Source organism: Microvirga sp. BSC39 (genome assembly GCF_000739015.1).
Lineage (GTDB): Bacteria > Pseudomonadota > Alphaproteobacteria > Rhizobiales > Beijerinckiaceae > Microvirga.
Genome location: NZ_JPUG01000004.1, coordinates 1 through 17,760, shown reverse-complemented (window position 1 = coordinate 17,760; position 17,760 = coordinate 1). Strand labels below are relative to the sequence as shown.

22 protein-coding genes and 1 pseudogene are annotated in these 17,760 nt (G+C 60.6%); 19 read left to right on the top strand and 4 right to left on the bottom strand.

Features of this window, described 5'->3' with window-relative positions:
- Window positions 1–102: 102 nt before the first annotated feature.
- A pseudogene (locus MA07_RS00405) lies at window positions 103–1,271 on the top strand (histidine kinase dimerization/phosphoacceptor domain -containing protein).
- Window positions 1,272–1,367: 96 nt separating this feature from the next.
- Here the strand turns inward: MA07_RS00405 and MA07_RS00400 are convergent.
- On the bottom strand, window positions 1,368–1,781 hold the full coding sequence (locus MA07_RS00400) for a response regulator (RefSeq protein WP_348270388.1): 414 nt from the start codon (window positions 1,779–1,781) through the stop codon (window positions 1,368–1,370).
- A 150-nt stretch (window positions 1,782–1,931) separates the two neighbouring features.
- Between MA07_RS00400 and MA07_RS30595 the strand changes: the two genes are divergently transcribed.
- Together MA07_RS30595 and MA07_RS27355 are read left to right on the top strand one after the other, a co-directional pair.
- Window positions 1,932–2,090, top strand: coding sequence for a hypothetical protein (locus MA07_RS30595; protein WP_244445109.1), 159 nt, complete (start codon window positions 1,932–1,934; stop codon window positions 2,088–2,090).
- A 263-nt stretch (window positions 2,091–2,353) separates the two neighbouring features.
- The gene (locus tag MA07_RS27355; protein ID WP_081928681.1) at window positions 2,354–5,401 is read left to right on the top strand and encodes an EAL domain-containing protein; all 3,048 of its coding nucleotides are present in this window, start codon (window positions 2,354–2,356) and stop codon (window positions 5,399–5,401) included.
- A gap of 414 nt (window positions 5,402–5,815) precedes the next feature.
- On the opposite strand, the gene MA07_RS00390 is transcribed toward MA07_RS27355, so the two are convergent.
- Window positions 5,816–6,382, bottom strand: a complete 567-nt coding sequence (locus MA07_RS00390; protein WP_036345523.1) for a TetR/AcrR family transcriptional regulator — start codon at window positions 6,380–6,382, stop codon at window positions 5,816–5,818.
- A gap of 343 nt (window positions 6,383–6,725) precedes the next feature.
- Between MA07_RS00390 and queC the strand changes: the two genes are divergently transcribed.
- From queC to MA07_RS00375, 3 genes are read left to right on the top strand one after another with little or no spacing between them, the layout of a single operon-like run.
- Window positions 6,726–7,433: a 7-cyano-7-deazaguanine synthase QueC gene (gene queC, locus MA07_RS00385; RefSeq protein ID WP_036345520.1), complete on the top strand. Its 708-nt coding sequence runs from the start codon at window positions 6,726–6,728 to the stop codon at window positions 7,431–7,433.
- A gap of 39 nt (window positions 7,434–7,472) precedes the next feature.
- A complete protein-coding gene (locus MA07_RS00380; protein ID WP_036345518.1) occupies window positions 7,473–8,039 on the top strand; it encodes a VUT family protein in 567 nt (188 codons plus the stop codon).
- Window positions 8,040–8,046: 7 nt separating this feature from the next.
- Window positions 8,047–8,283: a hypothetical protein gene (locus MA07_RS00375; protein ID WP_036345516.1), complete on the top strand. Its 237-nt coding sequence runs from the start codon at window positions 8,047–8,049 to the stop codon at window positions 8,281–8,283.
- Window positions 8,284–8,392: 109 nt separating this feature from the next.
- Here MA07_RS00375 and MA07_RS00370 read toward each other — a convergent pair.
- Window positions 8,393–9,528 (bottom strand): IS3 family transposase gene (locus MA07_RS00370; protein WP_152568667.1). Its coding sequence is split into 2 segments (ribosomal slippage): window positions 8,393–9,264 and window positions 9,264–9,528, totalling 1,137 coding nucleotides; the frame shifts between segments, so codons are not numbered across the junction.
- Between the two features lie 65 nt (window positions 9,529–9,593).
- Here MA07_RS00370 and MA07_RS00360 point away from each other — a divergent pair.
- From MA07_RS00360 to MA07_RS29900, 9 genes are all read left to right on the top strand, one after another.
- Window positions 9,594–10,004, top strand: coding sequence for a helix-turn-helix domain-containing protein (locus tag MA07_RS00360; protein WP_036345511.1), 411 nt, complete (start codon window positions 9,594–9,596; stop codon window positions 10,002–10,004).
- Between the two features lie 64 nt (window positions 10,005–10,068).
- A complete protein-coding gene (locus tag MA07_RS00355) occupies window positions 10,069–10,377 on the top strand; it encodes a hypothetical protein (protein ID WP_036345509.1) in 309 nt (102 codons plus the stop codon).
- Window positions 10,374–11,564 (top strand): hypothetical protein, encoded by a 1,191-nt coding sequence (locus tag MA07_RS00350; protein ID WP_036345507.1) that lies wholly within the window; start codon window positions 10,374–10,376, stop codon window positions 11,562–11,564. Before MA07_RS00355 ends, MA07_RS00350 begins: the two co-directional genes overlap by 4 nt.
- A gap of 3 nt (window positions 11,565–11,567) precedes the next feature.
- Window positions 11,568–11,960 carry a hypothetical protein gene (locus MA07_RS00345; RefSeq protein ID WP_036345505.1) on the top strand — a complete coding sequence of 131 codons (393 nt, stop codon included), beginning with the start codon at window positions 11,568–11,570 and terminating at the stop codon, window positions 11,958–11,960.
- A gap of 41 nt (window positions 11,961–12,001) precedes the next feature.
- Entirely contained in the window at window positions 12,002–12,781 is a 780-nt protein-coding gene (locus MA07_RS00340) for a hypothetical protein (protein WP_152568666.1), read from the top strand.
- Window positions 12,778–13,200, top strand: coding sequence for a hypothetical protein (locus MA07_RS00335; protein WP_036345500.1), 423 nt, complete (start codon window positions 12,778–12,780; stop codon window positions 13,198–13,200). Before MA07_RS00340 ends, MA07_RS00335 begins: the two co-directional genes overlap by 4 nt.
- 95 nt (window positions 13,201–13,295) lie before the next feature.
- Window positions 13,296–13,640: a P27 family phage terminase small subunit gene (locus tag MA07_RS00330; RefSeq protein ID WP_036345498.1), complete on the top strand. Its 345-nt coding sequence runs from the start codon at window positions 13,296–13,298 to the stop codon at window positions 13,638–13,640.
- Window positions 13,640–13,927, top strand: a complete 288-nt coding sequence (locus MA07_RS00325) for a hypothetical protein (protein WP_036345495.1) — start codon at window positions 13,640–13,642, stop codon at window positions 13,925–13,927. The genes MA07_RS00330 and MA07_RS00325 overlap by 1 nt, the downstream gene beginning before the upstream one ends.
- Entirely contained in the window at window positions 13,924–14,094 is a 171-nt protein-coding gene (locus MA07_RS29900; RefSeq protein WP_160195350.1) for a hypothetical protein, read from the top strand. Before MA07_RS00325 ends, MA07_RS29900 begins: the two co-directional genes overlap by 4 nt.
- Before the next feature lie 14 nt (window positions 14,095–14,108).
- Here MA07_RS29900 and MA07_RS00320 read toward each other — a convergent pair whose 3' ends face one another.
- Complete coding sequence (locus tag MA07_RS00320) at window positions 14,109–14,405, bottom strand: hypothetical protein (RefSeq protein ID WP_036345492.1); 297 nt, start codon at window positions 14,403–14,405, stop codon at window positions 14,109–14,111.
- Between the two features lie 542 nt (window positions 14,406–14,947).
- On the opposite strand from MA07_RS00320, the gene MA07_RS00315 reads away from it, so the two are divergent.
- The 4 genes from MA07_RS00315 to MA07_RS00300 form a co-directional block, all read left to right on the top strand.
- On the top strand, window positions 14,948–15,319 hold the full coding sequence (locus tag MA07_RS00315) for a hypothetical protein (RefSeq protein ID WP_036345489.1): 372 nt from the start codon (window positions 14,948–14,950) through the stop codon (window positions 15,317–15,319).
- An 809-nt stretch (window positions 15,320–16,128) separates the two neighbouring features.
- Window positions 16,129–16,458 (top strand): hypothetical protein, encoded by a 330-nt coding sequence (locus tag MA07_RS00305; RefSeq protein ID WP_036345486.1) that lies wholly within the window; start codon window positions 16,129–16,131, stop codon window positions 16,456–16,458.
- 160 nt (window positions 16,459–16,618) lie between these two features.
- A complete protein-coding gene (locus MA07_RS29350) occupies window positions 16,619–16,837 on the top strand; it encodes a hypothetical protein (protein ID WP_152568665.1) in 219 nt (72 codons plus the stop codon).
- Between the two features lie 114 nt (window positions 16,838–16,951).
- Window positions 16,952–17,760 (top strand): IS110 family transposase (locus MA07_RS00300; RefSeq protein WP_036345556.1); only part of this gene is annotated, 809 nt, incomplete at its 3' end.

Sequence of the window (17,760 nt, the reverse complement as noted above, 5' to 3'; positions counted from 1 at the left end):
CCAAGCTACTCTAAACCTCCCAAGGTCAAGAACAATGGAAGCGGGGTCAGGAACTCGAACCTTGATCGAGCGCAGCCGGTCGCACCCGAGCAGGGCGGCGACGTGGCTGACGAACTCGCCTATCGCCTGCGCCAGCAGCAGCTCACGGCACAGTTCGGCCTGTTCGCCCTCAAGACCCATGACATCGATGCGCTCCTCCAGGAGGCTACCCGCACCTGCGCCGAAGGGCTGCACAGCGAGTTCTGCAAGATCATGGAGTTCCTGCCCGCCGAGAATGAGTTTGTGGTCCGTGCAGGCATCGGCTGGAAGCCGGGAGTGGTGGGTATCGCCCGCACCGGGGCTGATCTGGACAGCCCATCAGGTTTTGCCCTCAAGACTGGCGAGCCCGTCATCTCCAATCACCTAGCCGAGGAGACCCGCTTCCGCACCCCGAAGCTTCTGGCCGACCATGGCGTCAAGCGGGCGATCAACGTCATCATCCGGGGGACGGCGATCCCTTCGGTGTTCTTGAGGTAGACAGCCCAACCGAGGGTCGGCTCACCGAGCACGACATCGCGTTCATGCAAGGGTTCGCGAACCTCCTGGGAGTTGCCATCGAGCGGCAGCACGCCGAGGAGGAGCTCAGGGCCAGCAAGGCCCTTCTCCAGCAGGCATTGGAGGATCAGGACGTGCTGACCCGGGAGATCAGTCACCGGGTCAAGAACAGCCTCCAGCTCGTGGCCGGCCTGCTCAACATGCAGGGCCGCTCGTCGGGCAACGAGGACCTGCGCCAAGCCCTGGCCGATGCAGAAGCCCGGGTGCATACCATCGCGCAGGTCCATGACCGGCTGTGGCGTCACAACGAGATGCGCTCCGTCAATCTTGTGGAGTTCCTCGGAGAGCTGTGCACCAAGCTTCGCGCAACCGCACCGCACTTCACGGTGGGATGCAGCATCGATCCGATCATCGTGCCCACCGACTTTGCCGTGCCGCTGGGCCTTCTGGTTAATGAACTCGTGACCAATGCCTTTAAGTACGCCTACCCCGAAGGGTCCGGCGAGGTCCGGGTCGAGCTGACGTCGGACAGCCCGGAACGGCTCCGGCTGGAGGTGTCCGACCAAGGTGTTGGGCTACCCCCCGACTTCAACCCGGCGCGATCGAGGAGCCTCGGGATGAGGCTCGTTGCCAGCCTGAGCCGGCAGCTTGGCGGTCAACTGAAGTGGACGGACGCGCAACCGGGCACTCGGTTCGTGCTCGAGGTGTCCGCCCTGGATGAGGGTACCGGAAGGTAGCGTTACAGGAGTGATCGGAGTCCTGCGGGCATTTGCAGACGACTGGATGCGCAGGCTCAGGCCGGAACAGGATGCGACCCTCGTAGATGGGGCTGATCAACGCGGGGAGGGGCTAAGAAGGCTCCTGATCAACTGGACCAGCGTTTCCGGATGGACGGGCTTGCCGATGAACAGTGCCCCTTCCGGTAAGTCGCCTGGCTTGGGCGCGGCCCGGCCTGAGGCGATCAGGACCCCGATCTCCTGCCGATCTGTGCGCACCCTGCGGGCCAGCTCGAAGCCGTTGATGCTGCCCTGTGGCATCTCCACATCCGTGACAACGGCATCAATCCCGGAAGCAGCCTTCAGCACCCGCAGGGCCTCATCGGCATGAACGGCTTCGATGACCTTGAAGCCGGCATCCTCCAGGACATCCACCAGCGTCATTCGCACAAGGGCTTCGTCCTCGACCACGCGAATGAGCGGGGGCTTGTTGGGCGTCGGCTCTGGCATGCCGGATGAAACAGGGATCAAGGGTCTTCGTTCCTATGGTCGAGATTACATGCGCCGCGCATGGGCAGATGCAGCCTTACTGTGACGAGGATTGGGCAGATCGGGGTTCTTTGCCTCTTTGCTCTGTCCCGGCAGGGCGGACCCTCAGCCAGGATCGACGCAAGTCGAGCCTTGATCATCATCCTGGCCAAGCTCCTCGCCATCCCCATGCGGCAGCACAGTCCCTCATCCCCTGTCGATCTCGTGGTCGAGGATGATGTGATCGCTTTTGACGCCCTCGAGGAGGAGGGCTTCGAGGTGCTGGAGACCCATCGGCCGCTTACGCGGTGAGCCTGCTCGAGCCCAGGAGCGACATCGGAATGGTGTTTACCGACGCCACTATGCTGGTCGCCCTTATCCACTGATTGCAGGAGCACGAGGAGGCAGGCCACCCAGGGCAAGTCCACTCAGATACCATTGCACCGGAACACAGCTAAGTTTTATGAAGCGTTCCTGCACAATGTCTGGGCAAGCTCATTAGGTCACTTTGCCTAGTAGGCGGTGAGACCGGCAACACCTAAAGGAAAGCCTCTTCAGGGGCGGGCGGCTATAACATGAAACTGAGTAACAATCCTAGCCCTGCTGAGACTGGTGCAATTTCCAGCTCCGCTTCAGCAGGAAACCTCAGGGCAGTCCCTGACCGCGGGATAGGAGAGAGGGCGCACGAGGGGCAAAGCCGCATCCTGGAGATGGTCGCCTCCGGCTGCCCTCTTCGCGACATCCTGGAGGCACTCTGCCACTTTGCCGAGGAACAGATCCCCGGTGCCCGTTGCTCGGTTCTCCTGCTCGATGCGGAGAGCCGCACGCTCCGGCACGGGGCTGCGCCAAGTCTCCCGTTATCCTACAGCGCCGCTGTTGACGGGGTCGCCATAGGACCGGTTGCAGGATCATGCGGGACGGCAGCCTATGAGTGCCGGAACGTGGTCGTCAGTGACATTGCCTCAGATCCGCTTTGGGCGAAGTGGCGTGACCTCGCGCTTGCCCATGATCTAAGAGCCTGCTGGTCCAAGCCCGTGCGGGCGCGTTCCGGTGAGGTCCTTGGGACTTTTGCGCTATACCACTCCACGCCCCGTATTCCGACCCCTGACGAGATGACCCGCATGGATGCGGGCCTGCACCTTGCGGCCCTAGCCATTGAGCGGCAACGGGATGAGGTTGCCTACAGGCAGAGGGAAAGCCAACTCAGGACCATCTTTGACCAGGCCCTTATTGGCATTATGCATCGCGACATGAATAATCGGGTGCTAATGGTCAATCAGCAGTTCCGCCATATCCTCGGCCGCACGAAGGAAGAGATCGACGGCGTCTCGCTGATGGCATTTACCCATCCAGAGGACGCTACCTGGAACGAACCTCTCGTCGTCTTACATAACAAAACGGCTGAGCCCATTGCGATGGAGAAGCGCTATGTGCGTCCCGATGGATCCGCAGTCTGGTGTGCGGTCCAGGTATCCGTTGTGAAGGATGCGGAGGGTCATCGCCTTTCGAAGATTATCGTTGCGCAGGACATTACGCAGCGGAAGTTGGCAGAGGAGAAGGCTCATGAGGCCTATAGTCTGCTTCAGGATGTGATCGACAGCATCGAAGATGAAATCTTCGTCAAGGACAACCAAGGACGCTTCGTCGTTGCCAACCAGAAATTCGGCGGCTCTGCGCTGTTGGGCAAAACTGATGAGGACCTCGTCGCGGCCGACCGCTCTGAGAATTACAGGCGCGGCGATCACCATGTGCTCACAACTGGTCAGCCACTGACAATGGTCGAGGCGGCACAGCGCGATGGAGCCCTCCGCCACTGTCACACTGTCAAAGTGCCTTTGCGCAGGAAAGGTAGCATCGTCGGTGTTATTGGGGTCGCTCGCGACATCACCGAGCGGCTTCAGGTTGAGGAGGAGCTGCGGGAAAGCAAGCGTCAGCTCGCTACCCTGATCAATAACCTGCCCGGCGTGATCTACCAATGTGCGCCCGATCCTCCCTGGCCCGTTACCCTAATGAGCGAGGGCGCGGAAACTCTGACAGGCTACCACGCAAATGAATTTCTCAAAGGAGCTCTGAATTGGTCCGACATCGTTTATCCGGATGACCTAGAGCGTCTTGAGCACGTTGTTTCGCAAGCGAACGAGGAGCAACGGCCGTTCAGCGCAGAATACCGGATCGTTACACGATCAGGCGACGTACGCTGGGTTCTGGAGCGTGGGCAACTCATCTACGATGCTGCGGGATCCACGGCCTGCGCTGAGGGCCTGATCATCGATATCACCCGTCAGAAGGAAGCCGAGGAACGCACCCGCTGGACGGCTGAGCATGATGCCCTCACACAGCTTCCGAACAGGGTGCTCTTCAGCCAACGCCTTGGGGAAGGAGTTGAGCAGGCGATAGGCACCGGCCGCTCCCTGGGTCTTCTGTTTCTTGATGTCGACTGTCTCAAGCAGATCAACGATACCTTAGGGCATAGTGCCGGCGATGCCCTCCTGCGGGAGGTAGCAACTAGGCTGCGAGGATCGGTGCGAAGCTGGGCTACAGTCTCGCGCATTGGAGGAGACGAGTTCGCCGTGATCCTGCCTGATATCGACGGTGTGGCTGAGTTGAACGCCATCACTGCCGACATCCTCAACAATCTCAAGCAGCCGTTTTCCTATGGTGGGCGCTCCGTCGATTGTCAGGCCAGCATTGGGGCGAGCATCTGGCCTAATCTGGCGGCCGATGCACCTGACCTCCAGAAGCAGGCCGATCTGGCCCTCCAAGTCTCCAAGTCCTCAGGACGAGGGAAAGCTATGTTGTTCGAGCCCGAGATGCGAGCAGAGGCTCTGCGCCGGACCTCTATGCTCAGCCATGCACGACGGGCCGTGGAGGAGCGGCGCATCGAGCCGTTCTACCAGCCTAAGGTTCTGCTGAGCACGGGCAAGCTCGCCGGATTCGAGGCTCTTTTGCGGTGGCGCAACCCGCGCGGCGCGATAGAACCTCCGGCGATGATCCAAGCCGCCTTCGAGGATGCAGGTCTTGCTATTGCCATGGGCGAGCAGATGCATGAGCGCGTGATCCGAGATATGCGCCAATGGCTGGATACCGGGATCGAGTTTGGACATGTTGCCATCAATGCATCAGCGACCGAGTTCCGCAGCGGTACCTATGCCGAACAATTGCTGGAGCGCCTACAGAGGGAGGACATCCCGAGCCGATATCTTGAGGTGGAGGTCACGGAGACCGTTTTTCTGGGCCGGGGTGCCGAATATGTCGAGCAGGCCCTTCGGACGCTTCACGCCGCGGGAGTGAGGATAGCCCTCGATGACTTCGGCACCGGATACGCGTCCCTCTCGCACCTGAAGCAATTCCCGGTCGATGTGATCAAGATTGATCGTTCTTTCGTTCAGGACCTCGCTACAAGTTCTGAGGATACAACGATCCTGACGTCGATCCTTTCTCTTGGTCGCGGGCTTGGGCTCATAACTGTAGCTGAAGGTGTCGAAACGGCAGCCCAGGCAGATTTCCTCCAGGCACATGGCTGTGACCTTGGACAGGGCTATTTCTTCGCCAAGCCTGGGCCGAGAAGCTTTGTTGCGGCTGTTGTCCAGTCATGGGGAAAGGATAGCAAACGACAACTCTGATTGGGCACCGTCAAGTCGTCGGGGAAGGACGCATCTCTTTCTGGTACAGGTCTGGATTGAGCAGTGCTCACGACACCAATCATCTCTGCCACGTCTGGAAGGCCCTGTGCATGGGCACCGCGATGATCAGCGGCAATGGTGGTGTTTGCCGGACGGCGGAAGAGGTTTGACACTCGATCATGATCCGCTCCGGGAGCCGCATGTGCGGGTTGGATGACTCATAATGCAAGGCTCTATCGGCATAGCCAAACGCAAGATCAAAAGATTACCAGAGAGTCGGAGCCATGGCGTTCCGGCCGCAGCGAACTCGAGACAAACCAGCCCATCGATGTGGTCTGCCTTGAGTAGGTGATCTACGTGCGATGTTGAGTTAGCCGGGGACCTTTGAGCGCCAGTGGTGCTGCGCCTTGGACTCTACTCGGCGATCCCCTTACTCAATAAGCGGTTGACTGCCTGGACGACCTGCTCGTGCTCCTCCTCCGAGAAGGGGCTGAGGTCGTGCATCTCCAGGCTGTTCAGACCCTCAATGGCCAGCCAGCCCACTAGCGCCGCGTCCAAATCATCCGACGTGGCTTTCAGACTCTCCAGGGTCGCCTTGACGACCTCGCGTACCGGATCGAGCAGGCGCGGGTTCTCTGCCGAGGCCGCCAGCATGCCATTGGCGACCTCCTTCGTCCTGCCCTGGCGCAGCTTGAGCAGCGCCGCCGTGCACAGACGCGCTTCCAGGTTGCGCCCAGGCTCAGTTCTGCCTCGGAGCGCCTCCCGCTCCGCCGAGACCTCGTCAACGAGGCGCTGGACCATGCCCTGAAGCAGCGCTTCCTTGGTGGGAAAGTTGTAGAGCAGACCGCCCTTGCTAAGACCAGCCCTTTCGGCGACGGCGTCGAGCGTCAGCCGCCCCGCACCGATCCCGCTCACAAGCTCGGCAGCCGCATCGAGGATCTTCTCGCGGGAACTCTTTCGGCCTCGACCACATCCCAACATTCACCGACCTTGCCCTGAAACATCCAGCCGAAAGCCCACTGGCCATATCAGCGCCGGTCCTGCCGGGGTCAAGAAGGGTACGAGATCCTGCGGCTGAAGGTCTCGGCGCGGTTCCATCGCAAGTCGCGCTGCTGTTTGCTCCAAGACCGATGTCCGGCTTAGGAGGCGTACATGACGAAATGTATTCTGGTTGACACGCGCAAAGTGTTGGCCTTTATGCCCCATGAAGCTGATGGGAGGAGCGCCTGGCGAAGCCGGGTGCTCACTGTTCCGTCCGCTTTAACGTTCATCGGCACGTAAGCCGATCCGGTCGCAGCCTACCCGGTCAAAACAAGGAGCTCCGGTGAAGACCCTCGTCATCTGTTCCGGCGGATTGGACTCCGTCACGCTCGCGCATAAGGTCGCGGCTGAGCAAATCCTCACGCGTCTGGTGTCTTTCGACTATGGCCAGCGCCACAGGAAGGAGCTGGATTCGGCGCGGGCCTGCGCCGTAAGCCTCGGCGTGCCGCACGACATCGTCGACATCTCCGCCGTAGGACGCCTCCTGACTGGCTCAGCTCTGACCAGCGGCGAACCTGTGCCGGATGGCCACTACGCGGAAGACACCATGCGGATCACCGTTGTGCCCAACCGCAATGCCATCATGGTGGCGATTGCCTTTGGTGTGGCGGCGGCCGAGCAGGCCGAGGCCGTGGCGGCTGCGGTGCATGGTGGTGATCACTTCATCTACCCGGATTGCCGTCCTGACTTCATCGAGAGTTTCGAGACCATGCAGCGCCATGCCTTGGAGGGACTGGCCAGCATTACCCTTTACGCACCCTTCGTGCGGCAGGGCAAAGCCGACATCGTGCGTGAAGGCGCCCGGCTCCGTGTCCCCTTTGCCGAGACCTGGTCTTGCTACCAGGGTGGCAAGCATCACTGCGGGCGCTGTGGCACCTGCGTCGAGCGGGAGGCCTTTCACCTCGCGGGCGTTGGGGATCCGACATCGTACGAGGATCCTGATTACTGGATTGCAGCCTGCCATGAGCATCAGGCGAAGCAACTGTCGTAAGCCCGGTGACGAACAATTCTACTCTATGGAAATACAAGTATGACCCCTGATCTCCGCCGCCGCATCGAGGGACTAGCAGTCCTGGTAGGCTTCACCGCCTGCATCCCGGCCGCCAACTGGCTCGTCAGCAACGTCGGAACCGTATGCGTCCCAGACGGACCTTGCCTGATCCCTGTCGCTCCGGGCCTTGCGGCTCCCAGCGGCGTGCTCGTGGTCGGTCTCGCCCTCGTGCTGCGCGACTTGGTGCAGCGACGTCTGGGACGGTACTGGGCCTTGGCCGCCATTGGCTTCGGGGCACTCCTCTCGGCAGTGTTTGCGCCCCCAGCGCTGATTTATGCATCGACCGCGGCCTTCCTGCTGTCGGAGCTGGCTGATCTGGGCGTCTACACGCCGTTGCAGCGGCGAGGTCTGGTCATGGCCGTCGTGGCCAGCAGTATGGTAGGCTTGATCGTCGATAGCGCGGTGTTCCTGTTCCTGGCGTTCGGCAGCCTTGAATTCCTGCTGCCGCAGATCATCGGCAAAGCCTGGATGGTGCTATTGAGCGTTCCGGTGATGTCATTGCTGCGGCGGCGCGACGAGCGGATTGGCATGCCTGTTCGGATCTGAGCTACTCATGAGTAAGCGACTTCCATCGCCAGAGTTGTCGAATGTTGCCATTGCTATCGTGATTGGGAGCATGCTTGGCATACTCGCGGCCACGGCGTACCACCTGTTGCACGATCACTCGCAGTACGCTCCCGCAGAACTCGTCCAACACTTCATTCCCGAACTGGTCGCCTTCGCAGCGGGTGGTGCACTATTGTCTGCGATCATCGCTGTTGTCTTCAACTATATGAAGCGGAAGCGTTGATAAAGCTTGTGCTAGCTGATCACAGAATGGTGGCCCTCAAGGTGGAGGACGAGACCCCGGTGTGATGTTCATAACTGGCCTGCCCCATGTGGGTGATCCGGGTGTGATGTTAATTCAGCGTTGGTCTGGGCGCCAGCTTGGAAGCCGAGACCAAAACCTCTGGTGCAGGCGGCCGGTAGTCCAAGGATGAGTGTGGGCGCACCGTGTTGTAGTGCCGGCGCCAATTTTCGACAATCACCTGCGCCTCCCGCAGGGTGTAGAAGACCTCTCCTTTCAGCAGTTCATCGCGGAGCTTCGAGTTGAAGCTCTCACAGTAGCCGTTCTCCCAGGGGCTGCCCGGCTCGATGTAGGCCGTCTTGGCTCCCACAGCCGTGATCCACTCGCGGACCGCTTTGGCCACGAACTCGCTGCCGTTGTCGGACCGAATGTGACCTGGGATGCCACGCAGGATGAACAGGTCCGAGAGCACGTCGATGACATCAACCGCTTTCAACTTCCGGCTCACTCTGATGGCCAGGCATTCGCGCGTGAACTTGTCGATGAGGTTGAGCATGCGGAACTTACGCCCGTCGTGGGTGCGATCCTCGACAAAGTCATACGACCAAACGTGATTGGGATACTCCGGCCGCAGCCGGATGCACGAACCATCGTTAAGCCAGAGCCGGCCTTTCTTCGGTTGCTTTTGTGGCACTTTCAGCCCCTCCCGCCGCCAGATCCGTTCGACCCGCTTCTTGTTCACGCACCAGCCGGCATCCCGCAGCAGAGCGGTGATGCGCCGGTAGCCGTAGCGGCCATACTGGGTGGCCAAGGCGATGATGTCGGCCGTCAGGGCCGCTTCATCCTCCGGCTGTCTGGGGATCTTGCGCTGGGTGGAGCGATGCTGGCCCAGCACCCGGCAGGCCAGCCGCTCTGAGACGCCGTACTGGGCGATCACGTGATCCACACAGGCGCGACGGCGGGCGGGGCTTAGAAGTTTCCCGAGGCGGCCTCTTTCAGGATCAGCTTCTCCAGAGTGAGATCAGAGACAGCCCGGCGCAACCTGGCGTTCTCCATCTCCAGTTCCTTCAGCCGTTTGACCTGGTCGGATTTGAGCCCGCCGTATTCGGATCGCCAGCGGTAGCACGTGACCTCCGTCACCCCAATCTGCCGGATGGCCTCCGCTACAGTCCGACCCTGTGCCGTCAGCACGTCCACCTGGCGCAGCTTGGAAACGATCTCTTCAGCCGTGTGCCTCTTCTTGCCCATCTTCAGTCCTCCTTCGGCTCAAAAGCCATACCTTAGGGAGGATCACTTTTCAGGAGGCAGACCACATGGCCGACGGGGATCTGTCTGCCTCCGCCAAGTGCGTTGCGGCGGTTCTGCTCTGCAAGTTCTTCAACAATGGCACCGGCAAGTGCACTCCTTCCTATCAAGCTATTGCCGATAACGCAGGTCGCACGCGCCGGGCCGTTGTCTCCTCTATCGCAGAGCTCCAGGCTAAGGGCTGGATCACATTTGAGAGCACCCTGGGTGGTTCACCGTCCAACACCAACAAGTTCCGGTTCGCCTTCGAAGGCCTCTACCTGACAGGCAAGAAGAACAACGATTGGCGATGGGCGCGCCAAGATGGAGGGGTGAAGTCCGCTTCACCGGTGAAGTCCACGGCACAAAGGGTGAAGCGCACTGCACACGAACCCCTTAAGAACCCCCCTCCTTCTTCGAAGGAGGGGGGAGGGGGGTAATTATAACGCCTTTACGGCTTCGGCTTCGGCTGGCGCCGAGCCGAGCCGCACGGCTGAAGACGAGGTGTTTGAGGTCTTCTGGGACCTGTACCCGAAGAAGTTCGGCAAGGACTTGGCCAGGGCACAGTTCATGAAGGAACTCGCCCGCGGCATCCCTGCGGAGACGATTGTTCACGGCGCCCGGCAGTACCGAGCTAGCAGCCCGGGCAAGTACGCCAGGAAGGCGCACGAATGGCTCTATGACGGCGCCTACAAGGAGCCGCAGCCCGAAACACCCCAACGCAAGCCCCGGGCATCTCGCCGCCAGGCGGTGAGCCCTGTCGACGTGGCGCTCCAGGAGAGCGGCCTCTTCAGTTCGGAGTACGATCAATGACCAAAAGCACCCTGACCGCGATGGACGACAGCAAGACCGTGCCGGCCGCTTCCTCCAGACCGAAGCTTCGGGAGTTCGACGAATTCATCGAGGAGGTGGATGGCCTCGTCTGGTGTTACGAGGGTGTCGGTGATCTCACGAGGTCCATTCGCACGATCTACCGCGGCGCATATGGTGATCCCGGCGCAGCCGTCAGGACGATCGACGGCGACCCTAAGGCAGTCATCCAGAGGATTGAGGACGCTATTGAGCGATACGACTCCGCGGCCGATGACCGAAAGAAGTGGGGGAGCTACCTCGAGGAAAAGGCGGAGAAGTTCACCGACTATGACGGGCTCCTGAAGTCCTATGTAAGCATGCAGGTCGCAACCCTGCTTGGCGCGTTTCCTGCGATGAAGATCAACGAGCCAAAATTGTTCGTTCCGCTCCTGATCGAGGAGATTAGGGCGACCGACGGCACTTGGTATGAACTTGAGGGCGCCCTTCGAAAACTGCGGCGGACCTTGAAGGTAGGCCCCTCCATTGCGGCTGTCCTTGATGCACTTGCTGAGGAAAGCACCGAATGGAGCACGCGACGCGTGGCGATCTCTGGCAATGCCTACGCTGTTAAGGAGTTGAGGAAGATCCAAGCCAACCTCAAGGAGGAGGTGCGCAAGGCCGAGGAGGCTCGCCTTGAGAGAGAGCGCAAAGCGGCAGAAGAGAAACGGCTTGCCGAGGAGAAGCGACTTGCTGAGGAAGCCCGATTGGCTGAGGAAGCCAGAGTCCGCGAGGAACGCCTAGCAGCCTTAGCTCGACATAGAGACGAACAGCGGCGCCTCGGTGAGGAGCCCCTGCGCCAATACAGATCCCAGCAGGAAGAGTGGGAACAGAGGAAGCGCAACGGAGGCAATGCCTCGGAACTCTTCTCAAAGGGTGATCAGGTCTATTCGAGGAACGGCACCGCTACTGTGATCGACATCAACGGCGACGACGTGACAGTCGAGATGCCTGATGGCGGGAGCAAGACTGTCCGCTTCTCGGTCCTTACCAAGCACTTCCCGATCCCCGTCGGCTGTCGGGTTGCCCATCACCAGTTCGGCGAAGGCACGGTAGTCGGGCACTGGCGGAATTGCCTGAACGTCAATTTCGATGAGCAGGACCTCGCCAGACAGGTTCTTCCTAGCTTCCTCGACTTGGTGGAACTGTGAAACATGACGCTGAGCAACCCTGAAAACGACCGGCTCCCTCCGGCCTGCTTAGAGCGCTTGGAGCGGCTCAAGCACTGCCGGGTGACCGACGTGCACTTCATTAAAAGCACACTGGCAGGGGTATTGGAGGACTTGTGTGAGCCAACAGGAGACAGAGACTTCGCTCGCGCAGGCCGAGATCTTTATCAGCAGCCCGCAGGCCGACCGGCTGTCGATGACAGCAAGGCTATCGAGGAGGCGCTGTTCCTGTTCGAGCAGGGAGAGGCTCCAACACTCAATAACGCCTTCATGCGAGTGGCCGGCCGCTTAGTCGGGTACAGCGATCGACGGAGAATGCGCAGCACTGCCGAAAGACTTCGAAAAAAGTACGCTCAGATGCAGAAAGCATCCACCTAATTCTTAAAGTGGATCCGGCCTGATGTCATGTTCCCTGCGAGATGTACCTCAATCTCGCAGGGAACATAGCAATGAGACGCCTAGCAAAGATATTCGACCACACCGACAATGACGAGGGTGAATTCCTGGTCGAAGAAGGAAATACGGCACCAACTCCGCTGGCGGTCGTACCAGAACTTAAACGGCGTCGCTTGGGACGGTCCTATATGGCCAGCCTCCCGACAGTTCCGTCTCTGGCCTCAGTGTCCCCTGAATACGCAGCACTGCTGCAAAAGCAGACAGAGATCAACACCGAGCTGGCAAAGATCACTCAGGACATCAATGACACGATGGTCGGCCTGAGCCGCGCAGCCAGTGAAGAGGCCTTCATGCAGAAGGCCCGCGTTGATGCAATCCTAGACGCCGATCCCGGCGAACTCAGCAAGGTGACAGAGCAGAAGCAGGTCCTCGGGCGGCGACTGTCCGATCTTCAGCAGCGCGCCGCGGACCTGAAGGCTGCCAACGCCGAGGTGGAAAGACGGGTCATCACTGCACGGAACCGGGCCTCTGTTCTGGTCTGTGCCCAGATCGAGGATCAGTACCGCGAGATGGTTGTCACCATCTGCGATCGTCTCCGCAACCTGCATGAGGCGAGCCTCGCTTATCAGAAGTTCACGGATGCCCTGACCGGCGAAGACATCGCCTGGACTCGGCTCGGCGTGATGTTCCCGACCCTGCTCGGCGATCCTCGCGACAGCCAAGGCCGTGTGAGTGGCTACTTCCGCGAGGCTGCCAAGCTCGGCTTCATCACGACAAACGACATTCCGGAGACGCTGCGATGAGCAAGGGGCGACCTGATCGGGGGCTGCCAGGGCTCCTTGCTTTTCGCGGCGCCATGGCGGTGCAGGACTACACCCGCCGCATCTGGGAGGCGGCCGCTCGCAAGGGCGGCGCCTCTCTGATCACGGCGGGGGCTCCTGCTGGCACGGGCAAGGTCGCACCGACATACACCTTCAAGGCCGGCACGGTTCAGATCAAGCAGGCCTACCACAAGGGCGCCAATCTGATCGTGACCTATGAGATCGAGGGTCGCGGCTATTCCGTTGAGCTGACGCCGAACGACCCGCGCCGCGATACCGATCGGTTCAAGGCATGGCTGAATGATGAGTGTGGCAAGCGCGTGCAGCAGCACCGCCGCAGTCAGGCCCGCAAGATCCTCGACCGCATCACCCGTGACGACCGCCTGAACCGGGGGAGGTAGGGGGTGCCGGTCCAAACTTTAGCGCGTGAGGGCTGGGACCAGGTGGGTAGGTCTCCTTCAACGAGCCTTGCCCCCGTTCAAATCGGATTTTTGAGATGACCACCAAGGTCGCCAAGCCGCCAGAGCACCTCACAGAAGCGACCAAAGCCTGGTGGAATTTGGCTGTTTCCGACTATGCGCTCGAGGCTCATCACCTGAGACTGCTGCAACTGGCATGTGAAGCATGGGATCGGGCGCAGCAGGCCCGCACCGTCATCGACGAGCAGGGCCTGACCTACACGAACAGGTTCGGGGATCCGGTTCTGCGCCCCGAGGCGGCTGTCGAGCGCGATGCGCGGCTCGCCTTTGCCCGTCTGGTTCGTGAACTGGATCTCGACGTCGATCATCCCGGCGAGGCGCGATCCCGGCCGCCGGCGCTTCGCTCCAACAGGAGGATCTGATGCCGGTCAAAAGGCGCCTTGACAAGAGCCGATCCCATCGCATCACGCAGGAGGCGATCGAAGCCTTCGTCGAGAAGGACATGTGGGGCCTGCACCATGCCCTTGGGCTGCCGCCCTGGCACATGTCGCCGCTTCTGCGGTCCCAAGACCCATTCGGCATCCCCGACCAACCGCCATCCAGCCAGTCCACCTGCTTTGATCAAAGCTACGAGAAGGCCGTCGAATTGCGGGCGGCACTGCTCGCCGGAGTCAAAGCCGCCAAGCAATCGAGGCATACAGCCTCATGACGACAATCGTGAATGAACAAACCGATCGCAACCTGACCGAGGTCGTCCTCAAGGCGGTAACCGAAGGCATCAGCGGCCCCAATGTGCCGACAACCGCGACAGGCGGCAGCCTGTCTCACATCCAGGCGCGGCCGGCGCCTTGCATAGGGACGAGCGACCGCGGATGAACCGGCGCTTGGCCCTATCGCTTGGGGGGCATGTCGAGATGGGAAACATACCCATCCATTCTTCCCAGTACGACACGATCAATCCATAGAGAGCTTGGAATCAATGTGGCCGATACGTAGTTCCTGGCGATCGTCTCCAGAAGGGGCGACAATTCCATCTGAGCCTTGATGACGTGTCCCGGCTGGAACTCGATGAGCACCATCGGCTTGTCCGGCGTCGATCCTTCGGCTTCTCTGATCGACGTCGCTAGATCGAAGTTGATGAGGACGTCCTTATCGTCCTCCCCTTTGAGCGTGTACCACTGAGACATCGGCTTTCTCCATTGCCACGAGAGAATAGCCGAAACGGCCCAGCTGACGCTACAGGCGTCACCTGGGAAGATCGTTGAGTAAACTCTAGGGGACCAAGGCCTCGAAAATTGGCCGCGGACGGCCGGCGAGCTCCGATCTCGACAGCTTCGACCGCCATGGTACGAATAGAGCCGCGTAGTCAGCTTCCGTTCAGAGCTTGAGGCTACCGACTTCAAGGTGAGATGGATGTGATGAGAGAGCCTTGGACACTCCCGTTCACGCCTGAAGAACAAGCGGGGTTCAAAACCTTCCCTTGGTATAAGCGAGCCTTCATCATGGCATCCGCGCTCACGCGGCGGAAGAAATCGCCTTTTGACGAATTTCTGGACGACAACAAGAAGAAGAAAAGTAGCTAAACCGGCGCTTGGTCCGGTATCGAGATCCTCAGAATTGACCAGGGACGGCCGTCGAGCTCGCCGCGGCCATTCCCTTGCCGAACTCCTCCGCGGCCGCCGGCGCCCTGCTTCCCGCTACGTGCAACCCATTCCAATGAGAAGTACCCATGAGCGGGTCGAACGTCGTCCCGCTGTTCGTTGCGCGCTACCGGCTCGGGATCCCGAGCCGGTTCGCAAAGCTCCTCCGCCGCGGCTTCCTCCGGCAGAAACCGAACGGCTGGTTTGACCTTGAGGAGCTCAGGTGCGAGTACAAGCGCGCTTGCTCGATCGAGGAGCGGCTCGCCGAGGGAGCTCGCGGCTTAATTCTTGAGGAGGAACACCGCGCCGCGATCGCGAGCGTTCGCGAGCGGCTCCGCCAGGAATTCGCCGAGGCTCTGGCGACGGTAAACGACCTCGGTCGGCGCCAGGCGCTCGAGGCTGCGATCGACGCGAGCATGGCGCGCGTTGAGATTGATCGAGGCGAGCTCGCAGCTCGATAAACGCGCGGAGCTCCCTCAACAGCATCTCGACCCATGAGCGGATCTCTCGGAGGGTTAGGCACGCCTCCCGGCAGGCGACGAGAAACAACGCAAACTCAAACTTGTCAGGCATGGACTATCCATAAAAAAGCCCGCCGAGAGGGCGGGCACGGTTGGAACTGTCGGGGTCTAGAAACGCAAAAACCCCGCTCGGCGGACCGGCGGGGTTTGCTCAGGTCGGAATCATCTCGACCTATATATTACGGTAGCGAAGTTGCCTTCCGGAGTCCAGCCTGAGCCGAAAGTAGTGTTGAGTATATCGGCGCCAAGCGCGCGTCCGATAAGTGGTTTTCACTCAATAGCCGGCAGGACGCTCCATGATCTGCCAGAAATACCTTCCGAACACTTCCAATCGTGTTCCATACATGGGCTTCTGCGAATTACGCAGACTATCTTCTTATACACGCGCAAGCCTGATAGGCTGTCTTGAGCAGCTCTGAGACGGTGAAACATGAACTGGCGTCTCCTCATCCCACCTGTGGTCATTGCCGTAAGTTGGACAATCTACCTGACCGGGATCTTGGACCTGCCTGGTTGGGAGGGCTTTAGCCGCGGCATGGCCTACGGCTCTCTTCCGGGCATGGCGGCGTTCGCCCTGATCGAGCTATATCGCAGTCGCAAATCGAGGTGAGCGGATTCCGTAAAGGGCATTACGCGCAATTCGCGGACTATCTTCTCACGCCTGCGTGAAACCGCTAAGCTGACCTCATCCGCTTATCTGCGGAGCGGAAACGAGAGCATTGATGCGTAGTCTCAGACCAGCAGCCCTCATGTTTGTCTTGATGGGAGCCATCCCTGCTCAGGCGCTTTCGAAGAGCGAGAAAACCGCACTTGTGGGTATTCTTGTGGCCCAGATCGCCCGCTGCTACTCCCCCGCACCAGGCCAAACCGAGGCGGCCGTTATCAAGCTGCAATTGGAGCGGAACGGCAGCGTCGCTGACCTCCAGGTGCTGGAACCGCAACCCAACTCCGAGACCAACCAAGCTGTTATCCGGGCGGCTGAACGAGCCATCCGGCGATGTGCACGCTTCGAGATCCCAGCAAAGTTCGCTGCCTCTTATGATCTCTGGAAGCACGTGACGATCCAGTTAGGCCATTGATCAGCGAAAGCCGGAGGGTGTTGCAGCCACCGAAGCGAGAGACAACTCCGGTTCTGTATACGGCCTTCCGCGAATTACGCTGCCCCTAACCCCTACGCGTCGAGAAAGAGGAGCAGAACGGCGGTATGGTGACCGCCAAGCAAGGCTTGCGGGAAATCCGATGATCGAGCTTGCCCCCCTGCCATGCCCCATCTGCGGCGGAACCTCCGGCTTGACCAGTCGCCTCAACGTCGGGGGAACGTATCAGGCCTACTACGTGTGCATCGGCTGCGATGACGATGCCGAAGGCCCTGTTGTGAGCGCCAGCACGGACGAGGAGGCTTACAGGGAGGCCGTCTGGGCTTGGAACAGGTGGGTCACCGATCCACCCCAAGTTTAAGCCTGCGCCGCGAGAGCGAGGCATTCCATAGATGATGGAGTGAACGACGCCTGCTCCCGGCAGCGCCCTATGAGATAGGGTGATTGCCTCAGCGCCAGACAGGGAGCCGCTCCAATGCAAGTCACGACAGTAGGTCTCGATCTCGCCAAGCATGTGTTCCAGGTTCATGGCATCGATCGGAACGGACAGGTTCTGATCCGCCGTCAGCTCCGCCGAGGCGAGCTCATCGGCTTCTTCCGCCGCTTGCCGCCCTGCCTGATCGGCATGGAAGCCTGCTCCACCGCCCACTTCTGGGCGCGCGAGCTGGCGGCTCTCGGGCACGAGGTCCGGCTCATGCCTGCGGCTTATGTGAAGCCCTATGTCAAACGCGGCAAAAGCGATGCCCTTGATGCGGCGGGCATTTGCGAGGCCGTGACCCGCCCGACCATGCGCTATGTGGCCATCAAGAGCTCTGAGCAGCAGGCCGTGCTCATGCTCCACCGTACACGCGAGCTGTTCGTGCGGCAGCGGACCATGCTGGTCAATGCTCTGCGTGGTCATCTGGCCGAATACGGCATCATTGCTCCCCAAGGGCTGCCGAGCGTCCCCAAGCTCAGGGAAGTGGCCGAGAAGACCCGAGGGGCAGCCTTGCCGGAACTGGCATGGCGGTGTGCGCGCCTGATCATCGCGCAACTTGAGGAGGCCCAAGTCCGGGTTGCTGAGGCTGAGCAGGAGATCCTGGCCTGGCATCGCACGAATGAGGTCAGCCAGCGCCTGGAGACGATCCCCGGCGTCGGCATCATCACGGCCAGCGCCCTTGCGGCCACCATTTCGGATCCGCGCTCCTTCCGCTCGGGCCGCCACCTGGCCGCCTGGATCGGCTTGGTGCCACGCCAGAGTGGGACAGGCGGCAAGGTGCGGCTCGGGCACATCTCCAAAGAAGG